At 35.0% G+C, this 22,493-nt stretch carries 14 protein-coding genes; 5 read left to right on the forward strand and 9 right to left on the reverse strand.

Going from position 1 to position 22,493, the window contains the following annotated elements:
* Positions 1 to 34 precede the first annotated feature (34 nt).
* From P178_RS0105855 to P178_RS0105865, 3 genes are read right to left on the reverse strand one after another with little or no spacing between them, the layout of a single operon-like run.
* A complete protein-coding gene (locus tag P178_RS0105855; RefSeq protein ID WP_036145789.1) occupies positions 35 to 1,588 on the reverse strand; it encodes a hypothetical protein in 1,554 nt (517 codons plus the stop codon).
* 17 nt (positions 1,589 to 1,605) lie between these two features.
* Positions 1,606 to 2,388 (reverse strand): enoyl-CoA hydratase/isomerase family protein, encoded by a 783-nt coding sequence (locus P178_RS0105860; protein ID WP_027065339.1) that lies wholly within the window; start codon positions 2,386 to 2,388, stop codon positions 1,606 to 1,608.
* Between the two features lie 18 nt (positions 2,389 to 2,406).
* The gene (locus tag P178_RS0105865) at positions 2,407 to 3,819 is read right to left on the reverse strand and encodes an ATP-binding protein (protein WP_027065340.1); all 1,413 of its coding nucleotides are present in this window, start codon (positions 3,817 to 3,819) and stop codon (positions 2,407 to 2,409) included.
* Between the two features lie 202 nt (positions 3,820 to 4,021).
* On the opposite strand from P178_RS0105865, the gene P178_RS0105875 reads away from it, so the two are divergent.
* Positions 4,022 to 4,816 (forward strand): transglutaminase domain-containing protein, encoded by a 795-nt coding sequence (locus P178_RS0105875; protein WP_027065341.1) that lies wholly within the window; start codon positions 4,022 to 4,024, stop codon positions 4,814 to 4,816.
* A gap of 230 nt (positions 4,817 to 5,046) precedes the next feature.
* Positions 5,047 to 8,298 (forward strand): two-component regulator propeller domain-containing protein, encoded by a 3,252-nt coding sequence (locus P178_RS0105885; protein WP_027065342.1) that lies wholly within the window; start codon positions 5,047 to 5,049, stop codon positions 8,296 to 8,298.
* A gap of 21 nt (positions 8,299 to 8,319) precedes the next feature.
* Here the strand turns inward: P178_RS0105885 and P178_RS0105890 are convergent, their stop codons facing one another.
* The 3 genes from P178_RS0105890 to P178_RS0105900 form a co-directional block, all read right to left on the reverse strand.
* The gene (locus P178_RS0105890; protein ID WP_027065343.1) at positions 8,320 to 8,871 is read right to left on the reverse strand and encodes a CopD family protein; all 552 of its coding nucleotides are present in this window, start codon (positions 8,869 to 8,871) and stop codon (positions 8,320 to 8,322) included.
* Between the two features lie 62 nt (positions 8,872 to 8,933).
* Positions 8,934 to 12,059, reverse strand: a complete 3,126-nt coding sequence (locus tag P178_RS0105895; RefSeq protein WP_027065344.1) for a VPS10 domain-containing protein — start codon at positions 12,057 to 12,059, stop codon at positions 8,934 to 8,936.
* An 86-nt stretch (positions 12,060 to 12,145) separates the two neighbouring features.
* Positions 12,146 to 15,289 carry a VPS10 domain-containing protein gene (locus tag P178_RS0105900; protein ID WP_027065345.1) on the reverse strand — a complete coding sequence of 1,048 codons (3,144 nt, stop codon included), beginning with the start codon at positions 15,287 to 15,289 and terminating at the stop codon, positions 12,146 to 12,148.
* 312 nt (positions 15,290 to 15,601) lie between these two features.
* Between P178_RS0105900 and P178_RS0105905 the strand changes: the two genes are divergently transcribed.
* Positions 15,602 to 16,906, forward strand: coding sequence for an alpha/beta hydrolase family protein (locus P178_RS0105905; RefSeq protein ID WP_027065346.1), 1,305 nt, complete (start codon positions 15,602 to 15,604; stop codon positions 16,904 to 16,906).
* Positions 16,907 to 17,109: 203 nt separating this feature from the next.
* Here P178_RS0105905 and P178_RS0105910 read toward each other — a convergent pair whose 3' ends face one another.
* Genes P178_RS0105910 through hemH form a run of 3 tightly spaced genes read right to left on the reverse strand, consistent with a single transcriptional unit; the run spans position 17,110 to position 20,392 of the window.
* Entirely contained in the window at positions 17,110 to 18,495 is a 1,386-nt protein-coding gene (locus tag P178_RS0105910) for an MATE family efflux transporter (protein WP_027065347.1), read from the reverse strand.
* A gap of 50 nt (positions 18,496 to 18,545) precedes the next feature.
* The gene (locus P178_RS0105915; protein WP_036145794.1) at positions 18,546 to 19,319 is read right to left on the reverse strand and encodes a DUF3050 domain-containing protein; all 774 of its coding nucleotides are present in this window, start codon (positions 19,317 to 19,319) and stop codon (positions 18,546 to 18,548) included.
* A 29-nt stretch (positions 19,320 to 19,348) separates the two neighbouring features.
* The gene (gene hemH, locus P178_RS0105920; RefSeq protein ID WP_027065349.1) at positions 19,349 to 20,392 is read right to left on the reverse strand and encodes a ferrochelatase; all 1,044 of its coding nucleotides are present in this window, start codon (positions 20,390 to 20,392) and stop codon (positions 19,349 to 19,351) included.
* A gap of 176 nt (positions 20,393 to 20,568) precedes the next feature.
* On the opposite strand from hemH, the gene P178_RS0105925 reads away from it, so the two are divergent.
* The gene (locus P178_RS0105925) at positions 20,569 to 21,639 is read left to right on the forward strand and encodes a mechanosensitive ion channel family protein (protein ID WP_027065350.1); all 1,071 of its coding nucleotides are present in this window, start codon (positions 20,569 to 20,571) and stop codon (positions 21,637 to 21,639) included.
* A gap of 9 nt (positions 21,640 to 21,648) precedes the next feature.
* Positions 21,649 to 22,491 carry an N-acetylmuramoyl-L-alanine amidase-like domain-containing protein gene (locus P178_RS0105930; RefSeq protein WP_027065351.1) on the forward strand — a complete coding sequence of 281 codons (843 nt, stop codon included), beginning with the start codon at positions 21,649 to 21,651 and terminating at the stop codon, positions 22,489 to 22,491.
* Positions 22,492 to 22,493: the final 2 nt, after the last annotated feature.

Here is a 22,493-nt window from a genome sequence, read left to right on the forward strand (position 1 = left end):
TTCCAAAATTATGGAATAAATCCTAATATTATATTTATTTAACACCTACTTGAACCAGTTGTTTTTTAGTTCCTCTTTTAGCGTAGAACATTAATTCATCATTCAGACTATCAATGTATGGTACAGAAACCATTAAAGGTAAACGAGCTTCAGTATCATCTATAACCTTACTGTACTTCATATGTCCGTTTTCGTCCAAACGTATTAAGAAAACATTTCTGTTTCTGCTTAAACCTTGTTTAAACATAATACGATCATCACTGAGCTGCTGCGGATTTTCTGAAGAGGTACTAATAAAAAAGTATGTTGTATTGTTTTTAGTGTAAGAGCTGTAAGATGCATAAGCACCGTCACCTTGGGTAACTTCTGTTTTATTGATATTTCTAGCCCAAACCAAATCTCCAGTAACACTAAGCTTTGCACTAATAATATCATTATGGTGATATCTAGTTACCATTACACGACCGCCACTAGAGTTAGACTGTACACTATTACTAGTAAAATATTCTTCGGCATTAAAGAGGATGTTTCCTTCTTTGGTAATGTCCATTCCTTTAAAAACTAAATCTTTAATAGCCTTATCATCTTCCCTTCCAAATTTATCCATCATAAACTGCTCAGAAAACGGATTGAATTTTTCGGTTTTGATTTCTAGAGATTTTGAATCTAAACTAAAGAATGAAATACCATTATATCTATTATCTTTTCTATCTGCATAAAACCCGACACAAAGTAGTTCGTCACCTCTAAAAATAGGTTTCAAGGCTTCTGGGAACTTCCCCGGAGTATAGAAAGACTGTACACTTCTGCTACTGTTAGAAATTCTTACCATTTCATATTGAAACTTACGCTCTGTTGCATTAAAACGTTTTTTCTTGAAGTAAGCTTTACCTACTAGGTATACATTCTGTAAATCTTTAGAAAATGCTATATTTTCAAAAGCATAGTTCTTTTCCTCCACCTCATCAGAAAAATCATGCTCCATTATCTTGTTCAAATTAGCATTGAACACATGAATAATGTGTTGATCTACTTTTCTTTTCTTATAATGGGTAGTTATAGCAAATGCTGATTTTTCGTCATTAAATAAAATAGATGTTGTAAAGCCAGATGAAAAATTTCTATTATAAAAATTTCTGTCTAAAGGCTGCTCTACAGGTTCAGATGCAATAGATAAAATAGTTTCTTTTGTAAATTGAAATTGAGAGAACGGACTTCTATGAACTTCGTATTGGTAGCTTCTGTTATTATAATTGTACTCTAAGAACAATAAGTAGACCTGACCGTTTCTAACATACGCATCTATAAAATTGGCATTTTTCAACTTATAGTTATACTCAGAAACCAGTTCTAAATCTTTATTGTAATGCTCAATAAAATATCCCTTAGGCTTTAAAACAATTCCCGTGTAATATGCACGAACCACCACTGTACCTTCATTTCCATCATCTGAGATGGCAAGCATGTTTGAATATCGATATTTATCGTGGAATTTTTCGCCAATGGTATAGGAAACAAGCTCTTCTTGAGCAAAGGAACTTAAAACATTGATAATGAAAAGAAATAAGAAAGCGCTACGTTTTAACATAACCAGTTTGGTTTATGTCATGAACCTGGAAAATCTGCTTTTCTTTTTTCTAAAAAAGCAGTAGTACCCTCGGCAAAATCATCTGTTCCAAAACAGGCACCAAAAGCCTCAATTTCCTGTTCATAACCATTTACAGTATTCTTAAAACCAGCATTTACTGCTTTTATTGCATGAGAAATAGCAACTGATGAGTTATTGGTTATTCTTGAAATTATTTTATGGCACAAAGGCAATAAATCTTCTTGCGTAGTTACGTGGTTTACTAAACCATATGCATGTGCCTGTTCTGCAGAAATCATACCTGCAGTCATAATCATTTCCATAGCCCTACCCTTACCTACTAATTGAGGTAAGCGCTGTGTACCACCATAACCAGGTATTACCCCCAAAGATACTTCTGGAAGACCCATTTTAGCATTATCGCTTGCAACTCTAAAGTGACATGCCATTGCCAATTCTAGTCCGCCACCTAAGGCAAAACCATTAACTGCTGCAATTACAGGAGTATTTAAATTTTCAACAAAATCAAACAATTGTTTTTGACCTTTTGCGGCTAATTTTTTTCCTTCCTTTTCACTAAAGTCCGAAAACTCTGAAATATCTGCACCTGCTACAAATGCCTTTTCCCCGCTTCCCGTTAAAATGATGGCTTTGATGTTTTTATGTTTCTGCAAATCTTTAAATGCATCATGTAATTCACCAATAGTTTTCTTGTTTAACGCATTCAATTTATTTGGACGGTTAATTGTGACTATTGCAGTTGACGCATCTTTTTCTATTAAAATAGTCTCGTATGACATAGCAGTAATTTTTAAATTTTATAAGTTCTCTTTTGGAAACTTTACACAAAAAACGGTTCCCTTGCCCAATTGAGATGTGAATTTGATGGTTCCTTTATACGTTTCCACAATATTTTTCACCATTCCCAATCCTAATCCCATTCCACTAGTTTTAGTAGTAAACTTAGGTTCAAATATTTTTTCTTCGTTATCCTTTTCAATACCATGACCGTTATCCGCTACAGATATTTTAACCATATCATCTTCTGATGCTACGCTTACCAAAACTCTAGGCGAATCCACATCTGGCACGGCTTGTATGGCATTTTTAACCAAATTAGTAACCACCCTAATAAGTTGTGTACGGTCTAATTTCGCAATAATTTCTTCTTCATCAGCAATGAAATGTATAAAATCTTCGTTAAAAATATCTAACGCTAATTTTACTATTTTCACCACATTTAACGTCTCATTTTGCTGCGCTGGCATTTCTGCAAAATTTGAAAAAGCAGATGCAATACTGCTCATAGTATCTATTTGCTGAATTAAAGTGTCTGAATATTCCCTTAATTTTTCATGAATCTGCGGGTCGTTTGGATCAAACTTTCGTTCAAAACTTTGAACTGTTAATCGCATAGGCGTCAACGGATTTTTAATTTCATGCGCTACTTGTTTTGCCATTTCGCGCCATGCTTGTTCTCGTTCACTACGAGCTAATTTTACGGCACTTTGACCTAACTCGTCAATCATACCATTATAAGCTGCAATTAGCTTTTCTATTTCTTCCCCAGGGTTGTCTATGTAAATCTTTTTGTTTTGTTTACTTAGATTGGTACGCCCCATCATAGTCGAAATGGTTTCTAAGGAACGGGTAATGTATTTAGATATGATAAAAGCAAATGCAATAGCCAATAACAGCATTAACAAGTACACACCAGACAAGCGAAATAAAAACTCTTTCAATTCATAATCGTTGAAAGAATTGTCTTCAAAATAAGGGAGGTTAAGAATACCTATAGGTTTAAACTTTTGATCTGCGATATAGGTAAATGAAGCTTGGTATTTATCACCTGCCAAAGCATTTTCACGTATGTAACGTTTATCTGGACTTATCTCCAATTTGTTCAATACCTCAGGATCTAAGCACATAGAAATAGAATCATTGGCAAATTTAGGTCGCGAACTTTTTATAAGTTCTCCTTCTAAACTATAGATATTGAAATTCATGTTCTGCACTACGGCAATTTCATAAATCTCATTCTTAAAAATTAGATCAAGGTTTTCCGTTGTTACGGGATACGTTGTTTTTTGAATAGCGAGGTCAATACTTTGTCGTATTTGCTCCTCTTTACGTTCCATTCTATTTTCATGGTAATCCTTAGACTGCTCGCGATATTGATACACCGTTACCCCAGCAATTAATACCGATGCTATAAGCACCAAAAATATCATGGATAAGAAAATGCGTGACCGTAAAGATACTCTCGTTAACAAGATTCTACTATTTCGTTTAAAGTTAGCAAATATCGCACCAAAATTATCAAATAAGGTTTTAAGGTTTAATGGAGAGAAGTATAAGGTGTTACTTTAAATGTTATCTTCAATACTAGGTTCGTCGATGCGCCATAATTTAAGTATTCAAAAATTCAGATATATGCGTTTACGTACCAGTTGCAATATAAAGTTCGAGATTTCTGAACCAACACCATTTATTCTTATGTTGAGACCGCGTAGTGGTAGCCAACAATGGGTAGAAAGAGAGGAATATAAAATCACTCCGAGCATTCCAGTTATGGAATTTACCGATAACTACGGAAATCTATGTCAACGATTAATTGCTCAACCAGGGCAGTTTTTAATATCGACTTCTTCAGAAATTGTAACTTCAAATTTTATAGACCAAGGTTTTGGTGCATCATTTGTAGATATACAGAATTTACCAGACGCTGTTCTTAGTTACCTATTACCAAGTAGATACTGCGAATCTGATTGCTTTTATGAAATGAGTTCAAGTATAACTAATGGTCATTTATACGGTTATAATCAAGTTTCTGCAATTACTAATTGGTTACGTGACAATATAAGCTATTTACCAGGAAGCAATAATCAACCATTATCTGCAAGTCAGGTTAATATTAGAAGGTTTGGTGTTTGTCGAGATTTTGCTCACTTGGGGATTGCCTTGTGCCGCAGTTTAAGCATTCCTGCCCGTATTGTTGTTGGTTATCTGTATGGCTTAGAGCCTATGGACATGCATGCTTGGTTTGAAGCTTATGTTGGAGATCGATGGTATACATTTGATGCAACACAAATAAATTCGCCTGGCGGGTATGTTATTCTTGGTTTCGGACGTGATGCTGCCGATGTTGCTATTTTCAATCAATTTGGTCCGCTCGTATATCCGACAGAACAACTTGTTAAAGTGGAACAGATATTATCGGATACCTAATAGGGAAATGAATTAAGTCTGTGATACTTATAAAATAGCAGATTAATCAATTGTAGATTGATCAAATTAAATCATATATCACTTAGTTATAATTTTTAACTCTCATTTCTAGAATCAATTCTTTTGAAACAAGAGTCAAAAATTCATAAAAAATAATATTTGAAAGTAATTTCTTACTTTTATTTACGTTAATACTATGTTGTAATTTACCTTTCTTATTAAATTTAGGCATGCTATATAAGTCACTATTAACTTTATTCACCATATTCATTGCCCTTTGCACCCCTATTTTAGTACAATCTCAATACTCAGAATCGCTTAACTTTCAGCATATTCAAGAAGGCATGTCTCAAAGTAGTGCAACCGTACTCTTAGAAGATACTTTTGGCTTTATTTGGATAGGAACTAGAAATGGACTAAACAGATATGATGGAAAAGATTTTGAAATTTACACCAAAAGTTTAGATGGCATAACCGGACTCAAACATGAATATATTACGGCGTTGCATGAAGATGATCAAAATATAATTATCGGCACAAATGAAGGGCTAAGCCTTTATAATCGTAGTTTAAATATTATAACTCCTTACCCGTTTATTAATGAAGGTCAATCGATTAAAGATGTTGTATTTGAGACCATTGCTAAACATGGAGAAATTTTATGGTTAGGATCTGAGTCTATTGGTCTATATAGATATGAGTTAGAAACTGGAAAAGTAAACCATTTTGCTCCACCCAATGAATATATAAATATTGATAACCCTCGACTTAATAAAGTTGTTAAAATTAATGTTTTAGATGATAACCGCATTCTTGTTGTTTTTACATATAATACTCTGATACTAAATTATGAGATGGAGATTATTAGTGAAATATTGCAAACAGAAGAAATTGTTACTGGTATAAATTCATCAGAAAATACTCTTTTAATAGGATCAGGCAGGGGCTCGCTATTTAAATTGGTCATAGATGCAAATTCAATTCATATAAATAAAGAAAAAGATATCAGCCCAGGTTTTAGTTTACGCTCTTTAGAAAAAAACTTAGATAATGAATTGTGGATAGGCACCGAAAATAACGGTTTACATATTTACAATGAAAATCTAGATTTTATAAGACATATAGAGTACAATGTTACAAGACCCAATTCCATTTCTGGTAATTCCATATGGGCTTTATTATGTACAAGAGACGGCACAATGTGGATAGCGCCTTACAAAAGCGGGCTAAATATTTATGATAAAGAGTATTATAAATTTAAACATATAAATTCTGACCCATTCAACCCTAAATCGCTAAGTAACAAATTAGTAAACTGTTTTATTGAAGATAAAAAAGGAAATTTATGGATTGGCACGGATGGTGGAGGCATAGATTACTGGAACAGATCTTTAGATACTTTCGATAACTATTCATTAACGAATAAAACCTTAAGCAGTAATGTAGTACTCTCAATTTTACAGACAAAAGAAGACGAGTTATGGGCAGGAACATGGACTCAAGGTATAGCTGTACTCAATACAAGAACTAAAAAATTTAGTGCATTAACTGCAGAAAATTCATTTTTAAAATCGAATATAGTTATTGACCTATTAAAGGATAAAAAAGGAAGGATATGGATTGTAAACTACTTTGCAGGAGTGCAAGTGTATAATCCCAAAACAAAAACTCATCAAAATATAACACTAAAATCAGAAATTGATGGTAGTATAATCAACTCCATATATCAGATTTTTGAAGATAACCAAGGTAATATATGGATTGGAACATTGAACACTGGTTTGTTTAAATTGACAGAAAGAGGTGATGAATGGTCATCTGTTCATTATCATACAAAAAATTCAATAAGTAACAATTTTATCAATGCAATAATTCAAGATAATAAGAATACCATTTGGGTAGGTACACAAGGAGGTCTAAACAAATATTTGCCCGAAACCGATTCTTTCTTATCTATAACAAAATCCGATGGCTTAAAGAATGATGCCATAAAAGGAATTATTGACGATAAAGATAAACACCTATGGTTAAGTACAGAAAATGGTATCATAAGATATGATACCAATAACGGAGAAACAATTAATTATGATGTAGGCGATGGTCTTCAGTCTAAAGAATTTATCGCAAGTTCGTCAATTACCACAAAAAAAGGAGAATATATATTTGGAGGTATTAACGGCTTTAATATTTTTACTGCAAGTGATGTAGAAAAACGAAAAGACACACTTACCTTATTTGTCTCTGGATTAAAACTTTTCAATCAACCAGTTTTACCTAATGATGATTTTCGTATATTAGAAAGAGACATTAGTCAAGTAGACTCTCTAACCTTTAATTACGATCAATCTGTAATAAATATAGATTTCAAGGCACTAACTTTTAGGCATCCGGAAAGTGTTAATTACGCCTTTTATTTAGAAGGTTTTGAAAAGGATTGGAATTATGTAGGCAATAAACCGAGTGCTACATATACAAACTTAAATCCTGGAGAATACACATTAAAGATTAAATCTACTAATTCTGATGGTGTCTGGATCGATAACGAAAAAGACCTATTCATTACCATAACCCCCCCTTATTGGCAGACGTGGTGGTTTAAGTTCTTAATGATTGCGCTAATTTTATTGTTATTCTATATTGCCCATCATATTAAACTGAGAAACATTAAAAAAAATCAACGAAGACTTGAACTTAACGTAGCGCAACGTACAAAAGAGTTAGAATTTCAAAAGAACAAACTCATAGAAGCTGCAAGTAATCTAGAATCAAAAAATGAGGAAATACAACGATTTACCTATGCGGTTTCTCACGATTTAAAAAGTCCATTAAATAATATAAAAGGACTCGCTAGTCTTATTCCTATAGAAATTCCGGTTAAGGAGTATCCAAATGTAGAAGAGTATCTGAACCTTATTAATATTTCATGTACTAATATGAACGAATTAATTTTAGATATTACCGAAATAGCAAGACTTGGTAAAGTAGAGAATAAAAACGAGTTATTAAAAACCAATGAGATATTAGACCTCTCAAGAAACCTCATCAAGAGTAAGCTTAAAAAGGAAAACATAACGCTTAATATAGCCGATAATTTACCCGACATTTTTGGTGATCGCAATAGAATAATTCAAGTTTTTGGTAATTTCTTAGACAATGCAGTTAAATATATGGGAGACCAACCAAATCCGGTCATATCTGTAGATTACGAGGATAATGGCGAAACGAATAGCTTCCTTATACGAGATAACGGACTAGGAATGAATGAACATGCATTAAAAAAACTATTTACACCCTTCGAGCGTTTTCACGAAAATATCAAGGGAACTGGATTAGGTCTTTATATGGTTAAACAAATAGCTGTTACCCATGGTGGAACCATAATTGCAGAATCTGAAGGTGAAGGAAAAGGAACAACCTTTAAGCTGATTCTACCAAAAGCCAAAATTGCTGCACAATTAGCAAAAATATCATTGACTTCTTAGAGCGAAAAAAATTAAGATTTGTTATGCTTCTGGGTTCTTGTTTCTAATTCTCTTGTAGAGCTTAATCCCCAGCATCAACAATATACCCAATACAATGATTCCTACGACTCCAAAAATCCAGTTGAAGGTATGTTTTAGCATTACAAGGAATACGATAGCAAAAAGGATAAGAGTTGCACCTTCGTTCCACATACGCATGTAGTTAGAAGTATATCTAATATCATCATGCTGAAATCTATTAAAAATTTGATGATTTTTTAAATGGTACAAAATCAATAATAGCACAAAACCAAGTTTTACATGCATCCAAGGTTGTGCTAACCAACCAGGATAAATAACGAGCAACCAAATAGCAAAGAATATTGCTAAAACTGCAGATGGCCAGGTAATTATAAACCATAGCCGTTTGGTCATTAACTTTAATTGCTTTGAAAGAATTTCCTTTTCAGGAGATGGTTTTTGATTGGCTTCTATATGATAAATGAATAATCTAGGAATATAAAAAAGCCCTGCAAACCACGTTATAACGAAGATGAGATGCAGGGATTTTATATAATTGTAATATTCGCTCATAATATTCAAAGTTGAAACTCTTGAATCAAGTTCAAAGTTAGCAAAAGCGAATAGATTCTATGTTATAATCTTATGGCTCCAATTCCGACATTCCAAAGTAGCTTGTTATATGAAGGAACAGCAGTATTTATAAACTGATTACCTCTAGCTTTTAAACCTATCCATTGTGCGTCTAGTTCGGCTTTACGCTCTTTACTAGACCTGTTTAATCTTGGAATGCCACTATTGGTTTGATTAATCATAAATATATACTCTGCCGTAAATTTATTCGGGAAATTTTCAACATCGTCATAAGCCTGAGATTTACGTTGTACCATTTCACTGTCCCATGCTTTCATATCTGCCAATAATTTCTCTCCTTCTTTTTTAACTTCAGCATCTGTAACTTTCGTCAATACCTCCGTCAAACCTTTTTGAGCAGCATATAATTGATTAACCATATTATGCATAGCAGTCAATTCTGTTTCTGTATTGGTCATAAAAGTATCAAAAGCCTCATATTGTCCTGGTTTAGTTTCATATGTAGGCAGCACTTTTATTACCCCTGTAGTAGAAACTTTTTGACCATCTACACTAAGGGAAAAAGTATATGAACCTGGTGAAACCTTATGTCCACTAAAACCTGCTTCAATATACACGCCTGGTATACCTGGCATAATTGGATATTTCATATCCCAAACAAAACGGTTTAACCCTTCTTCTTTGCTTAAAACTGGTGCAGGTGGAGCACTACCGCCATTATGAGGAATATAACTAGGGTCTTTTTCTGAGCTTATAGTTCTAATTACTTTTCCTTTAGCATCTGATATTTCTAAAATTATAGCCGTACTATCTTTTAATTTTGGAAGCTCATAATACAATACCACACCATTAGCAGGGTTAATACCTTCAAAAGCATCACTACCCGTAAACTTTTCAGAATTACCATTTAAAGGGCTTCCCCAAGAACCATTATAAGCGTCTTTTGGTTTCAAAATCTGAAGTCCCGTTTTTGAAGGTTGATACTGCCCAAGAGTAACAATATCATCAAGAATCCAAAAAGAGCGCCCCGATGTAGCCACCACTAAATCACCTTTATGCACCTTTAAATCGGTAATAGGGGTCTTTGGCAAATTCAATTGAAATGGCTCCCAAGATTTACCCCCGTTCCAAGAGGCATATATTCCTTTTTCGGTACCTGCATATAACAAGTCTTTCTTAAGTTCATCTTCACGAACTACACGTGTAAACGCACCGTAAGGAATACCGGAGTTGATAGCAGTCCAAGTTTTACCGTAATCGGTTGTTTTATAGAAACCTGGCGTATAATCATTAAACTTATACCTAGTTGTAGCAATATAAGCAGTGGCAGGGTCATGCGGAGAAACCTCAATTGCATTAATCAAGCATTCTTTTAAGCCTTTAGGTGTTACATTTTCCCATGTCTCCCCTCCATTTTTAGTTAAGTGCACCAATCCGTCATCACTACCGGTCCAAATAAATCCTTTTTCATGTGGAGATTCTAAAATATACGCAAGCGTACCATAGTTCTCAGCACCTACAGCCTCGTTAGTATATGGTCCACCACCGTTACCTTGTTTTGCATCGATATCTCTTGTTAAATCTGGAGATATTTTATCCCAAGTTTCACCCATATCCCTAGTTCTAAACACAAATTGGGCCCCATGATAAAAAGTCCCGAGTTCGTGAGTAGAAGCAATTATAGGAGCATTCCAATTAAACAGGTATTTCATGTCTCGTGCCTCACGACCTAAATATTGAATAGGTGCTTGCATAATTTGCGTTGCAGCTTTAGACTCCATATCCATAACTTCAACAGTTCCTAAATATTGACCGCCCATTACATATCTTGGATTATCTGGGTCAAATGCTAAAAAAGCACTTTCACCACCTGCAGAATCTGTCCAATCTCTCGTCGTAATACTACCGCTTCCGGTAGACAAACTTGCTATTCTTACCGATCTATTATCTTGCTGACCGCCATAAATATTATAAGGAAACAAATTATCTACACTAATTCTATAAAACTGAGCAGTAGGCATATTGCTTTGTGTAGACCATGTTTTACCATAATCAAAAGAAACAGAAGCACCACCATCATCTGCCAAAACCATATTCTTAGAATTGCTAGGGTTAATCCATAAATCGTGTGTATCTCCATGGGCAACCTCAACATTTTCCCATGTTTTACCACCATCTTCAGAACGTAATGCCGGTGCACTTAATACATACACGGTATCTTCATCATTAGGATCCACAAAAACCTCTATATAGTACCAAGCACGCTGTACCAATCTATTATCTCCACTTACCATTGACCAAGACGCACCTGCATCGTTAGAAACGAAGAGACCGCCTTTATCAGCATTAGAATCACTTTCTATTAATGCATATACCTTGTTAGAATTCGACGGACTCACAGAGATTGCCATTTTTCCTTTTTCTTCAGGTAGACCTTTATGAATTTTCTTCCATGTCTCGCCTGCATCTGTAGATTTGTATAATCCGCTACCTGGTCCGCCACTTACAACCATGTTTGGCATACGTTGATGTTCCCACATGGCTGCGTACATAATTTCAGGATAATTGGCATCCATTGAAAGTTCTGATGCACCCGTTAAATTATTTACGAATAAGGTGTTTGTCCACGTTTTACCTCCATCTGTAGTTTTGTATATTCCACGTTCGGCATTACCTTCAAAAAGTGCACCTTGCGCAGCCACATAAACAATTTCTGGATTTGTAGGATGAATAATGATACGAGAAATATGTTGGGTTTTTTCAAGACCCATTTTCTTCCACGTTTTACCGGCATCTGTAGATTTATACACTCCGTCTCCGTAAGATGTCATTACACCACGTGGCGCATGTTCGCCCATACCTACATATACAATATTAGGATTGGATGCCGATACGGAAACCGCACCAACAGACCCTAATTCAAAAAAGCCATCAGAAATATTCTCCCAACGTTGTCCTGCAGATTCTGTTTTCCAGACACCGCCACCAGTTGTTCCCATATAATAGGTCATTGGGTCACCAATAACTCCCGTAGCAGTTACCGATCGCCCTCCTCTAAACGGACCAATATTTCGATATTTTAAAGGCTGAAAATAATCATTAGCAGCTTGAGCGAATGTTATGGTAGTCAATAGAACCGCCATAAAAAAAAGTAGTAGTTTTTTCATTATTCAATGATTGGTTGTTGTCAATACTATCTGGATAGATTATATAAAAAATCCTCTCTTGAAATGGAGAGGATTTTAAATTTTAATTATTTGCTTTCGTCAATGAACAAGTAATTTAATTTCAGTTCGTTAAACCCTTTATTAAATTCTTGAAGTTCAGATGATATTACATTATCAAAAATTTGAAGTTCCTTGTTAATTGCCGTGGTCAACTCATTTTTAACTGCAACATCTTGATCTGTTGGCTGGAAATTATCCATAGAAACCAATCTATTCAAATGACCTAATTTGTTCGTCAGTTTAATAGGAAAGTTAAGAGGATCTTGACCACTTCTATTTTGAGTTTGGTATAATGCTTTTTCAACTTCACCCAACTTATCTTTCATGGTCTTAGCCTTCTCTCTTAAATCTTTCGTTCTCTCATCATCCTTATACTGCTCCATAAACGCAGTCAATTGTTCGGTTACATTTCTAATCTTTTTTATAGATTGGTGCGCATTATCTATAGTAGTATTAACATCGGTAATGAAATCAAACTGCTTTTGCATTTCAGCAACCGTACTTTCTGCTCTTGGATCAGGCAAAATTGTAAATGTTTCAGAGCTATTATTTCCATTAACATTCAAATGGACTTTATAATTACCAGGTACAGCTTTTGCACCATCTAAATTTGCACCCCATAAAATCATACCCTTTAACTTCTCTGCACCTTTACCGCGAGTGTCCCAAACAAAAGTATTACCACCTTTTTTAATAGCTAACTTTTCCTCTTTTTTCTTTGCTGAAGTACTATACTTTGCCAAAGTATCTCCTGCCATACTTGTATAAGTAAGCTGAACAGTGTCTTTCTCTGTATAATTCTTAAGCATAAAATGAGTAATTACTCCATTTGCTAAATTCTGACCACTAGTTTTAGATGGTGTTTTAGCGGACCTCCCTTTTGTACGATAAGAATCTTTAGGCTTAAAAAGAATAGAATTAGCATTTTTCTTACTATCATCTAACTGATGTAACACAGTCAAATCATCAATTATCCAAAGGCTACGACCTTGGGTCGCTACAATTAAATTATCATCTTTAATGGTTAAATCTGTTATAGGAACAATAGGTAAATTCATCTGAAAAGGAGACCAATTAGCACCGTCATTAAAAGAAACATACATTCCTGTCTCAGTTCCTGCATATAACAACCCTTTCTTCTTTGGATCTTCACGAACTACTCTTGTAAAATGTTCTGAATTAATACCATTCGTTATTTTTGTCCAAGTTTTACCGTAATCAGTGGTTTTGTATAGGTATGGTTGAAAATCGCCCAGCTTATATCTAGTAGCGGCTACATAGCAGGTACCCTCATCAAAATTAGAAGGCTCAATACTATTGATCATATTCCATTCTGGCATATTAGGTGGGGTCACATTATCCCAAGTGGCACCAGCATCTTTTGAAACATGAATTAATCCGTCGTCACTACCTACCCAAAGAAGACCTTCTTTCAAAGGACTCTCATTAGCCGTAAAAATGGTACAGTAATATTCAACACTCGTATTATCTTGAGTAATTGGACCACCACTAGACCCTAGTTTTGTTGGATCGTTCCTGGTTAAATCCCCACTTAATACTTCCCAACTTTGACCTTCATTTTCAGATACATGTACGTAGTTAGAAAAGGTGTATAATTTTTTAGGATTATGTCTACTAAATAGGATAGGGAAATTCCATTGAAAACGATATTTCATAGATTCTGCCCCAGCACCCATAGGGTTATCTGGCCAAACATTAATACCTCTAACAGTACCTCTCTCATGATTAACACGAGTTAAAAATCCTCCGTAACTACCTCCATAAACAATATCATCATTTTTAGGATCAACCGCTATCCAGGCAGATTCTCCACCAGCAGTTTCCTCCCAGTTACTATCATCTATAGTACGCCCATCACTTCTGTGATCTATACGTAATGTTGAGTTATCTTGTTGTGCTACGTAAATTCTATATGGAAAAGAATTATCTGTGGTAACCCTATAAAACTGTGCCGTAGGCTGATTGTAATACGTGCTCCACGTTTCTCCACCATCATAAGAAATTTGCGCACCACCATCATCACCAATAATCATACGTTGAGAGTCTTCTGGAGATATCCACAAATCATGATGATCGCCATGTGGTGCATTAAACGTATTGAACGATTTACCACCATCGGTAGACTTGTGGTAGTTTACATTCAACACATAAACTACATCCTCGTCTTGTGTATCTGCATATACTCTAGTATAATACCAAGCACGTTGACGAATTTTTCGCTCTTCATTAACAACAGCCCATGTTTTACCACCATCTTCTGAACGGTATAAACCACCTTTTTCTTTATTCTCTACTATAGCCCAAACTTTCTCTGAATTTTTTGGCGAAACTGCTACACCAATGATTCCTAATGTGTCCTTAGGAAAACCTTCGTTCTTAGAAATTTCTGTCCAAGTTTCTCCACTGTCCATACTTTTCCATAATGCAGAGCCATCACCACCACTAATTAAGCTATACGGTGTACGTTGTGCATGCCATGTAGATGCATATAAAATTCTTGGATTATTAGGATCAAAAGTCAAATCGACCGCACCAGCTTGTTCATTTACAAAAAGAACTTGCTTCCAGTTTTTACCACCATCTGTACTTTTGTAAACACCACGTTCTTTTGTTGGTTTATAAATATCACCTAAGACCGCTGCATAAACAGTATTATAATCTGTAGGATGTACACGAAGTCTTGGTACATGTCTACTTTTTTCTAAACCTGCGGTAACCCATGTTTTACCACCGTCTTCTGTTTTCCAAATTCCGTAGCCAGAAGAAACGTTACCTCTTAAGGTTTTTTCACCACCACCAACGTAAATAACATTTGGATCGCTTTTAGCAACCTCAATAGCACCAATACTTCCTCCGAAATATCCGTCAGAAATATTATCCCAAGAACGTCCTCCATCTAATGTTTTCCATACTCCACCACCGGCAGCACCGAAGTAAAATAAATTAGGCTCGCCTGGCACACCAGTTACTGCTGCAGAACGACCACCACGAAACGGACCAATGGACCTATACTCTAAACTAGAATATAATTCTTCTGGATACGTTGGTGTGTTATTTTGAGATTTATTCCTTCTTTGAGATAACAAGGATAGGGGCAATAGTAAAAGTGCTAGCATGATAATGCTAGCATTGGTAAGGTGCTTTTTCATTTTGATAGTTTGATATTAGTCTCCTCTAAAATTAAACAAATAGTTGTAAAAATGTTGATTTTAAGATTTTATTGGGAGTGGTATAGAATCATATTTATCAAATCATCAATTTAAGTATTCTTTTAGTTATTAATTATCAAAAGCTGTTTTTGAAATTCTGATATATGATTAAATCAATTACACATTCAACCTCTTGTGATAGTCAAGTGTAATTAAAAGCACTTTTAACCAAAACAGTTAAGTTCAACAAAATGAAAAAAAGATATTCGATATTTAAAGTATTCCTATATTTAAGGAAACAAACTAACAATTATGAAAATTAGACCGCTATTATTTTCCTTATTCTTATTAGCCTTTCTTTTTAACGGACTTGCTCTTACTTCAATTAACGCCCAAACTAAAGACTTTTTGTATGGCGATGCGTTACCTGATGCGCCTGAATTAAGTAAAAAAGGAGAATATGCTGTGGGCGTACAAACAGTAAACCTTATCAATACAAACCAAGTCGATATTTTAAAATCTAAAGATGGTAAAGACCCTAGCTACGACAGACCGATAACTATAGAAATCTGGTATCCTGCCAGTGTAGATAATAACGCAAAAACGGTAATCTACAACGAAGTAATGGGAACAGCAGGCGACACATTGCGGCCCATAACACCATTTACTTTTAAAGGACGAGCATATAGAGATGCCGAAGCTTTAAAAGGAAGCAAATTTCCATTGGTTGTAGTATCTCACGGATATGTTGGCTCAAGATATTTGATGACCTACCTGACCGAAAATTTGGCATCTAAAGGATATATTGTAGCAGCAATTGACCATACAGATTCAACATTTAAAGATGCCAACGCATTTCAAAGCACCCTTTTAAATAGATCAAAAGATATTCGCTTCGTAATTAACGAAATGGAAAAATTAGGAGCAAAAGGCTCCAAAAATAAAATAGCGGGACTTGTAGATGCCAATAACACGGCGATTATAGGGTATTCTATGGGTGGTTACGGAGTTTTAAATGTTGGCGGAGCAGGATATAGTCAAGGTTTAGCTCAGTTTTTTACAGGCATGACAGGTGGCAGTACTGCAATCACGATAAATACAGCAGGTAACGCAGAATACGAAAAAAAGGCTGATTCTAGAATTAAAGCCATCGTAGCTTTTGCCCCATGGGGAATGGAACGTGGTGTTTGGGATGTAGAAGGATTAAAAGGGTTAAAAACACCCACATTCTTTATTGCAGGAAATCAAGATGATATATCTGGTTATGAAAAAGGTATCAAAGCAATTTACGAAGGTGCTGTAAATGCAGATCGTTATTTATTGACTTATAAAAATGCAAGACATAACGTTGCTCCAAATCCTCCACCAGTAGAAGCATTGGCACCAAGTTTACATATAGATGAATACTATAGATATGCAGAACCTTCATGGGACCAGCGTAAGCTAAACAATGTAAATCAACATTTTGTAACTGCATTTATAGGTAAACACCTTAAAAATCAAGATAATGCCAAGTTCTTAGATATTCAAGAAAATTCTAATGACAAAGACTGGACGGGTTTTAAACCTAGATCTTCAACCGGTATGGAGTTGCTGCATGCTAAACCAGCAAACTAATCACATTATTTAAATTTTGAATTGCTAGGGGACTCTTCCCTTAGTAGTTCGACATATACATTTTGATTATTAACCAATTCTTTAAGTTTCCATATCAATAAGAAAATGGCAGCAGTGATTAATTGTGACAAAATAAAATTCATGATAGTATTCTTTAGTATTTCTAAAGCTATCTACGATAAATGTCCACTTAGGTTTGCTTTTTATGTGGATTTAAGCAAATTGGTATTGATTTCTTTTCGCAAAAAGTAACCAGTTACTATTGTAGCAAGCACATCTGCAATAGGAAAAGAGATCCAAACACCTAACTCTCCCAAATAATTCGGCAAGATTAGAATTAATGGGATAAAGAAAAAACCTTGTCGGCATAGCGTTAATAGTAATGCCGGTACAGCCTTACCAATTGCTTGAAAATAGGCAGCACCAATAAGTTGTAGTGCTATAATTGGTGTAGCGGCAAACACCCAACGCATGGCAGAAGGTGTGTTTTCAAGAACAAAAGCGTTTGTTGCTATTTCCAAATCGCTCATGTCTGCCTTTTGGCTTAAAAAGAGCCCTGCAATTTCTGCTGGAAAAATCATGAGTCCGGTGAAAACTATAGTTGCTAATATAGCCGCAAATTTTATGACTGTATAAATTGACTCTTTTACCCTATCATATTTGCCCGCACCGTAATTAAATCCTGCAATTGGCAAAAAACCTTGTGTAACACCAAACACCGGAAACAGTGCAAACATTAGCATTCTTCCAATTATAGCATATACCGCTACCATTGCCTCGCCACCCAAATCAAAGAGAATATTATTCATCAACAAATAAATAATACTTACAACCGCCTGCCTAGAAAGGGTCACAAATCCAAGGGAACTAATTTCTTTTAAAATGGAAAAATCAATTCTAAAATACTGTAGATTCAGTTTTAGTTCTGAATGCTTTGACAGAAAGAAATATAGGATATAACTAAAGCAAAGAAAGTAACTAATAGTAGTAGCCCAAGCAGCACCTTCCATTCCATAATCAAGTACATTAATAAATAGATAATCTAATACAAGATTTCCTATGGACGGAATTATCATGGCAATCATGGCAAATTTAGGTTTGCCCTCTGCCCGTATAACCGTATTACCCATCATATTAAGTGCCAAAAAAGGCACACCATATAGAACGATAACATAATAGATTTTAGCAAATTCGAAAATAGAACCTTTGCCACCAAATGCAGGAATTAGTGTATCTACAAATGTAAGACCCACTGTAACCATAATGGTGGTAATCAAAATGGTAAAGGATATTTGATTGCCAAAAGTGCGCAATGCCTTCTCTTTATTATCCGCACCCAAAGCACGAGATATAATACTGGCTCCACCAATACCAATAGCCATACCTAAAGCACCAATAAAGAAAGAAATTGGAAGAACAACATTGATTGCCGCAATTGCAATTGACCCTATCCAATTACCTACAAAAATAGAATCTACCAAAACATTCAACGACATTACCAAAATGCCTATACTAGCGGGTACTGCTTGTTTAATGAGCAAACTCGAAATTGATTCCGTACCCAGTTGTTCTGCGGAAACGTTTGCCATTATTTGTTGAATTTATTGATTACTGATTTTGTTTAAAACACCATCGCAAATTAGGCTGTAATTTGTTGATGTTCTTGAATAGCTTCTGCAATATGATTCCATAAATTGATGCGTTGTTGTAATGCATTTTCTGAACATTCTAGAACTTCATGCCACTTAACCTCATCATCACCACACAACTCCTGTATCATTTTAATGGAAAGCGGACCATGTTCATCACCATCTAACTCTATATGCCTTCTTAAATAATATTCAAGTTTAGGATATGCATCTTTACCTGCACTTTCTACAATCTTCAAGAACATATCTGGTATTAACTCTTCCCTACCAAAAGTGAAGGCAGCGGCAATTTTATGTGGTTGTTGCGTATTAATCATTTCAAAAGTGAAGCTCAAGAAGGATTTAACGGCAGCGTTTAAATCAGAATTTTGAATTGTTTTCAAAACACTATCCAACTGATCAATGTTATTGAGAAATTCTGATATTTTAGTAGTATCTGCACCTACTTCAACCATAGCGTCCAAATACATTTCGTAGTGACTTTTTAAAACTCCAAGCTCATTAACATCAGTTTCTTCTTCCAAAACTATCTCATTAATAAACCGAGCGGTATTTGTGTTGATTACCGGTTTCCACGGCAATGAAGTACAGGTCAAGTTAATTTGCAATGCCTTTAAAAGCGACATAAAATCCCATACGGCATACACATGACTCTCCATGAATATCTGGATATCAGATACTGATTTCAACTCCGCATAAAGCGCATGATTTCTTAATTTTTCTCTTAACGGTTGTAATATAATTTCTATTTCTTCGATTTTCATAGCAGTGATTTTCTTAGAATTTCATTTTACTAGGTGCTTGGTACTACATCTAGTTTATCAGTTGCTTGCCAGTCATTCACCCATTTAGCCATTACATTAACCCAAGCATCATTATCATTCATACAAGGAATATGCTTATAATCTTCACCACCGGCTTCCATAAACTGTTCTTTACCCTCCATAGCAATTTCCTCCAAGGTTTCTAAACAATCACTTACGAAGGCAGGAGTAATAACAGCTAGTTTTTTCTTACCTTCTTTTGCTAATCGTTCAAACTCATAATCGGTATATGGTTTCAACCATGGATCACCGGCCAAACGCGATTGAAACGAAGAACTCACTTGCTCTTCCTTTAATCCCAAATATGCTTTTACCATTTCTGTTGTATCATATACTTGATGTCTATAACACGTATTATGCGCAACAGAATTTACGTTACAACAAGTGCCATCAATTTTACAATGGAAACTGGTAGGATCACTTTTACGGATATGACGCTCAGGAATACCGTGGTATGAAAACAAAATATGATCATAATCAAACCCTTCTAATCCGTCCTTAATACTTTCAGAGAGGGCTTTAATAAATTCCGGATGCTTATAAAAAGCAGGTAATGTGGTAATTTTCATTTCTGGAAAACCAGCCTCTTGTTCTTCCAAAACCTTTACTACTACAGTTTCAAAACTAGACATTGCGTAGTGTGGGTATAGTGGTACCAATAACACATCATCAACTCCCTTATCTTTCAACTCTTGCATGGCCTTTTTAATAGACATGGTGCCATAACGCATACCTAAAGCCACAGGCATTTCAGTCTGTGTTTTTAATTTATTGGAGAAACGTTCAGAAATAACAACTAACGGCGAACCTTCTTCCCACCATATTTTAGCATATGCTTCTGCAGATTTTTTTGGTCTAGTCTGTAAAATTATTCCTCTTACAAGTATAGTTCTTAACCATTTAGGAGCGTCAATTACGCGCTCATCCATTAGAAATTCATCTAAATACGGCTTAACATCTTTTGCGGTAGGACTCTCTGGCGAACCCAAATTGACCAATAATACTCCTTTCATAGCGTATATGTTTGTTATTCGATTGCAAAAATAACACATGCAAATCGATGAAATTTTAATTTTAGGCAATAGTTTTTCTATACTCTCATAAAGCAATCTAATAACTGACCAATAAATTTTTAGTCCTATTTAATTTTAGTAAGTTGTAGTAGATCAAAAACCACAACATAATTTAAATGAATACATTTTTTGATACCGTCCCCAGAAGTGAACTTTATCTCTTTCTAGTTTCCCTCATAGCCATCCTATTTGCGTATTGGCTCATATCCTACTTTCTTAGAAAATTTGGCAGGGACCCTAAATACTTATTGCCAGAAGGCACTTTCAGAAAACTGAGTTGGCCTATATTTTTCGTTTTTATCTCAATACTCATTCGTTCTGAAGCATTACGCACCATATTAAATCTTAACGAACACCAATACTTCTTTAAAAAGACAAGTACCATTCTATTTATTTTCTCGGTTACTTGGCTAATGTTGAATCTTTTGAAAATCATCAAAAAAATTATCGTTAGCAATTATGATGTTCATGTGGAAAACAATTTAAAAGCAAGAAAAATATATACACAGTTCAATATTCTGGAACGCATTTTCATGTTTGTCATTGTTCTATTAGCCATTGGTGCAGTATTAATGAGTTTTGAAAGTATACGAGAGCTAGGTGTAAGTATTTTTGCCTCTGCAGGTGTTGCAGGAATTATCATTGGTTTCTCTGCCCAAAAAATGATAGGGACAGTGTTAGCAGGTATACAAATTGCCATAGCACAGCCTATTAAAATTGATGATGTTGTAATTGTTGAAGGAGAATGGGGCAGAATTGAAGAAATAACCCTGACCTATGTTGTCGTAAAAATTTGGGACAAACGTAGATTGATTGTCCCTACCCCCTATTTTATTGAAAAACCCTTTCAAAATTGGACCAAGACTTCTTCAGATATTTTAGGGACCGTTTTTCTTTACACCGATTACAATATACCCTTTGATGCTATTCGTGAAGAATTAACCAAAATATTGGAAAGTACAGACCTTTGGGACAAAGAGGTAAATGTTTTGCAAGTAACTGAAAGTAAACAAAACAGTGTAGAAATAAGAGCTTTAATGAGTGCCAAAGATTCGCCTACCGCATGGGATCTACGTGTTCTTGTACGTGAAAAATTAATCACTTTCTTGCAACAAAACTACCCAGAGAGTATAGCTCGGAATAGGGTTTTATTGGAAAAATCTTCGGATGAAAGTAACAATTCATAATTTAGCAAAATGAAACAGATATTAACATTCTTCTTTCTTTTGGGGTTCCTTTCTTTTAGCTATTCCCAACAAATTACCTGCTCACCAAAAGACAAAGCAGCTGTTGAAAACAAGCTTTTAGAAATTGACGGAATGTATCACGACAACTTCGGAGAAACCATGGTTAATGTTGGTAAAACTTTCATGAAAATGCCATATGTAGCCAAAACGTTGGAAATTGGTGATACCGAAACTCTTGTAGTAAACCTTCAGGGTTTAGATTGCACAACCTTTGTAGAAAATGTACTGGCATTCTCAAAGCTGCTAAGAAAAGAGGATGATTCTTTTGAAGCATTCGTAAAAAACTTAGAAGTTGTTCGATATAAAAATGGAGAGCTAGATGGATACGCCTCTAGATTGCATTACTTTTCTGAATGGATTGCCAACAATGCAGAGAAAGGACTTCTTAAAGATATCACCGGAGAAATTGGTGGTGCAGAAATTACCAAAGACATCAATTTCATGAGTACCCATAGAGACCTCTATCCATTTTTAAGTGATGATGTCAACTATGGTAAAATTAAAGCTTCAGAAAATTATTTGAACAGCCAGGCTATTTGTGTATTAGCACAAGGTAAAATTGCCGAGAACGAGCATTTAATTCAGTCAGGAGATATAATAGCTTTGGCTACATCAATAAATGGACTAGATGTTACCCATACAGGAATTGCAACCCGCGAAAAAGATGGTAGAATTCATTTATTACATGCATCAACCGGATCTATGGAAGTTGAGGTTTCCAAATTACCACTTGCAGATTACCTAAAAGGTATTAAAAGCAATACGGGTATTATGGTGGCAAGACCGTTATAAAG

Source organism: Maribacter sp. Hel_I_7 (assembly GCF_000688315.1).
Lineage (GTDB): Bacteria > Bacteroidota > Bacteroidia > Flavobacteriales > Flavobacteriaceae > Maribacter > Maribacter stanieri.

What these genes read in the sequence shown, in the direction of transcription:
- P178_RS0105910 (WP_027065347.1), bottom strand. Translation starts at nt 18,495, where the DNA reads ATGGCAAACGTTTCCGCAGAACAACTGGGTACGGAATCAATTTCGAGT.
- P178_RS0105885 (WP_027065342.1), top strand. Translation starts at nt 5,047, where the DNA reads ATGCTATATAAGTCACTATTAACTTTATTCACCATATTCATTGCCCTT.
- P178_RS0105855 (WP_036145789.1), bottom strand. Translation starts at nt 1,588, where the DNA reads ATGTTAAAACGTAGCGCTTTCTTATTTCTTTTCATTATCAATGTTTTA.
- P178_RS0105925 (WP_027065350.1), top strand. Translation starts at nt 20,569, where the DNA reads ATGAATACATTTTTTGATACCGTCCCCAGAAGTGAACTTTATCTCTTT.
- P178_RS0105875 (WP_027065341.1), top strand. Translation starts at nt 4,022, where the DNA reads ATGCGTTTACGTACCAGTTGCAATATAAAGTTCGAGATTTCTGAACCA.
- P178_RS0105900 (WP_027065345.1), bottom strand. Translation starts at nt 15,289, where the DNA reads ATGAAAAAGCACCTTACCAATGCTAGCATTATCATGCTAGCACTTTTA.
- hemH (WP_027065349.1), bottom strand. Translation starts at nt 20,392, where the DNA reads ATGAAAGGAGTATTATTGGTCAATTTGGGTTCGCCAGAGAGTCCTACC.
- P178_RS0105930 (WP_027065351.1), top strand. Translation starts at nt 21,649, where the DNA reads ATGAAACAGATATTAACATTCTTCTTTCTTTTGGGGTTCCTTTCTTTT.
- P178_RS0105895 (WP_027065344.1), bottom strand. Translation starts at nt 12,059, where the DNA reads ATGAAAAAACTACTACTTTTTTTTATGGCGGTTCTATTGACTACCATA.
- P178_RS0105860 (WP_027065339.1), bottom strand. Translation starts at nt 2,388, where the DNA reads ATGTCATACGAGACTATTTTAATAGAAAAAGATGCGTCAACTGCAATA.
- P178_RS0105865 (WP_027065340.1), bottom strand. Translation starts at nt 3,819, where the DNA reads ATGATATTTTTGGTGCTTATAGCATCGGTATTAATTGCTGGGGTAACG.
- P178_RS0105905 (WP_027065346.1), top strand. Translation starts at nt 15,602, where the DNA reads ATGAAAATTAGACCGCTATTATTTTCCTTATTCTTATTAGCCTTTCTT.
- P178_RS0105890 (WP_027065343.1), bottom strand. Translation starts at nt 8,871, where the DNA reads ATGAGCGAATATTACAATTATATAAAATCCCTGCATCTCATCTTCGTT.
- P178_RS0105915 (WP_036145794.1), bottom strand. Translation starts at nt 19,319, where the DNA reads ATGAAAATCGAAGAAATAGAAATTATATTACAACCGTTAAGAGAAAAA.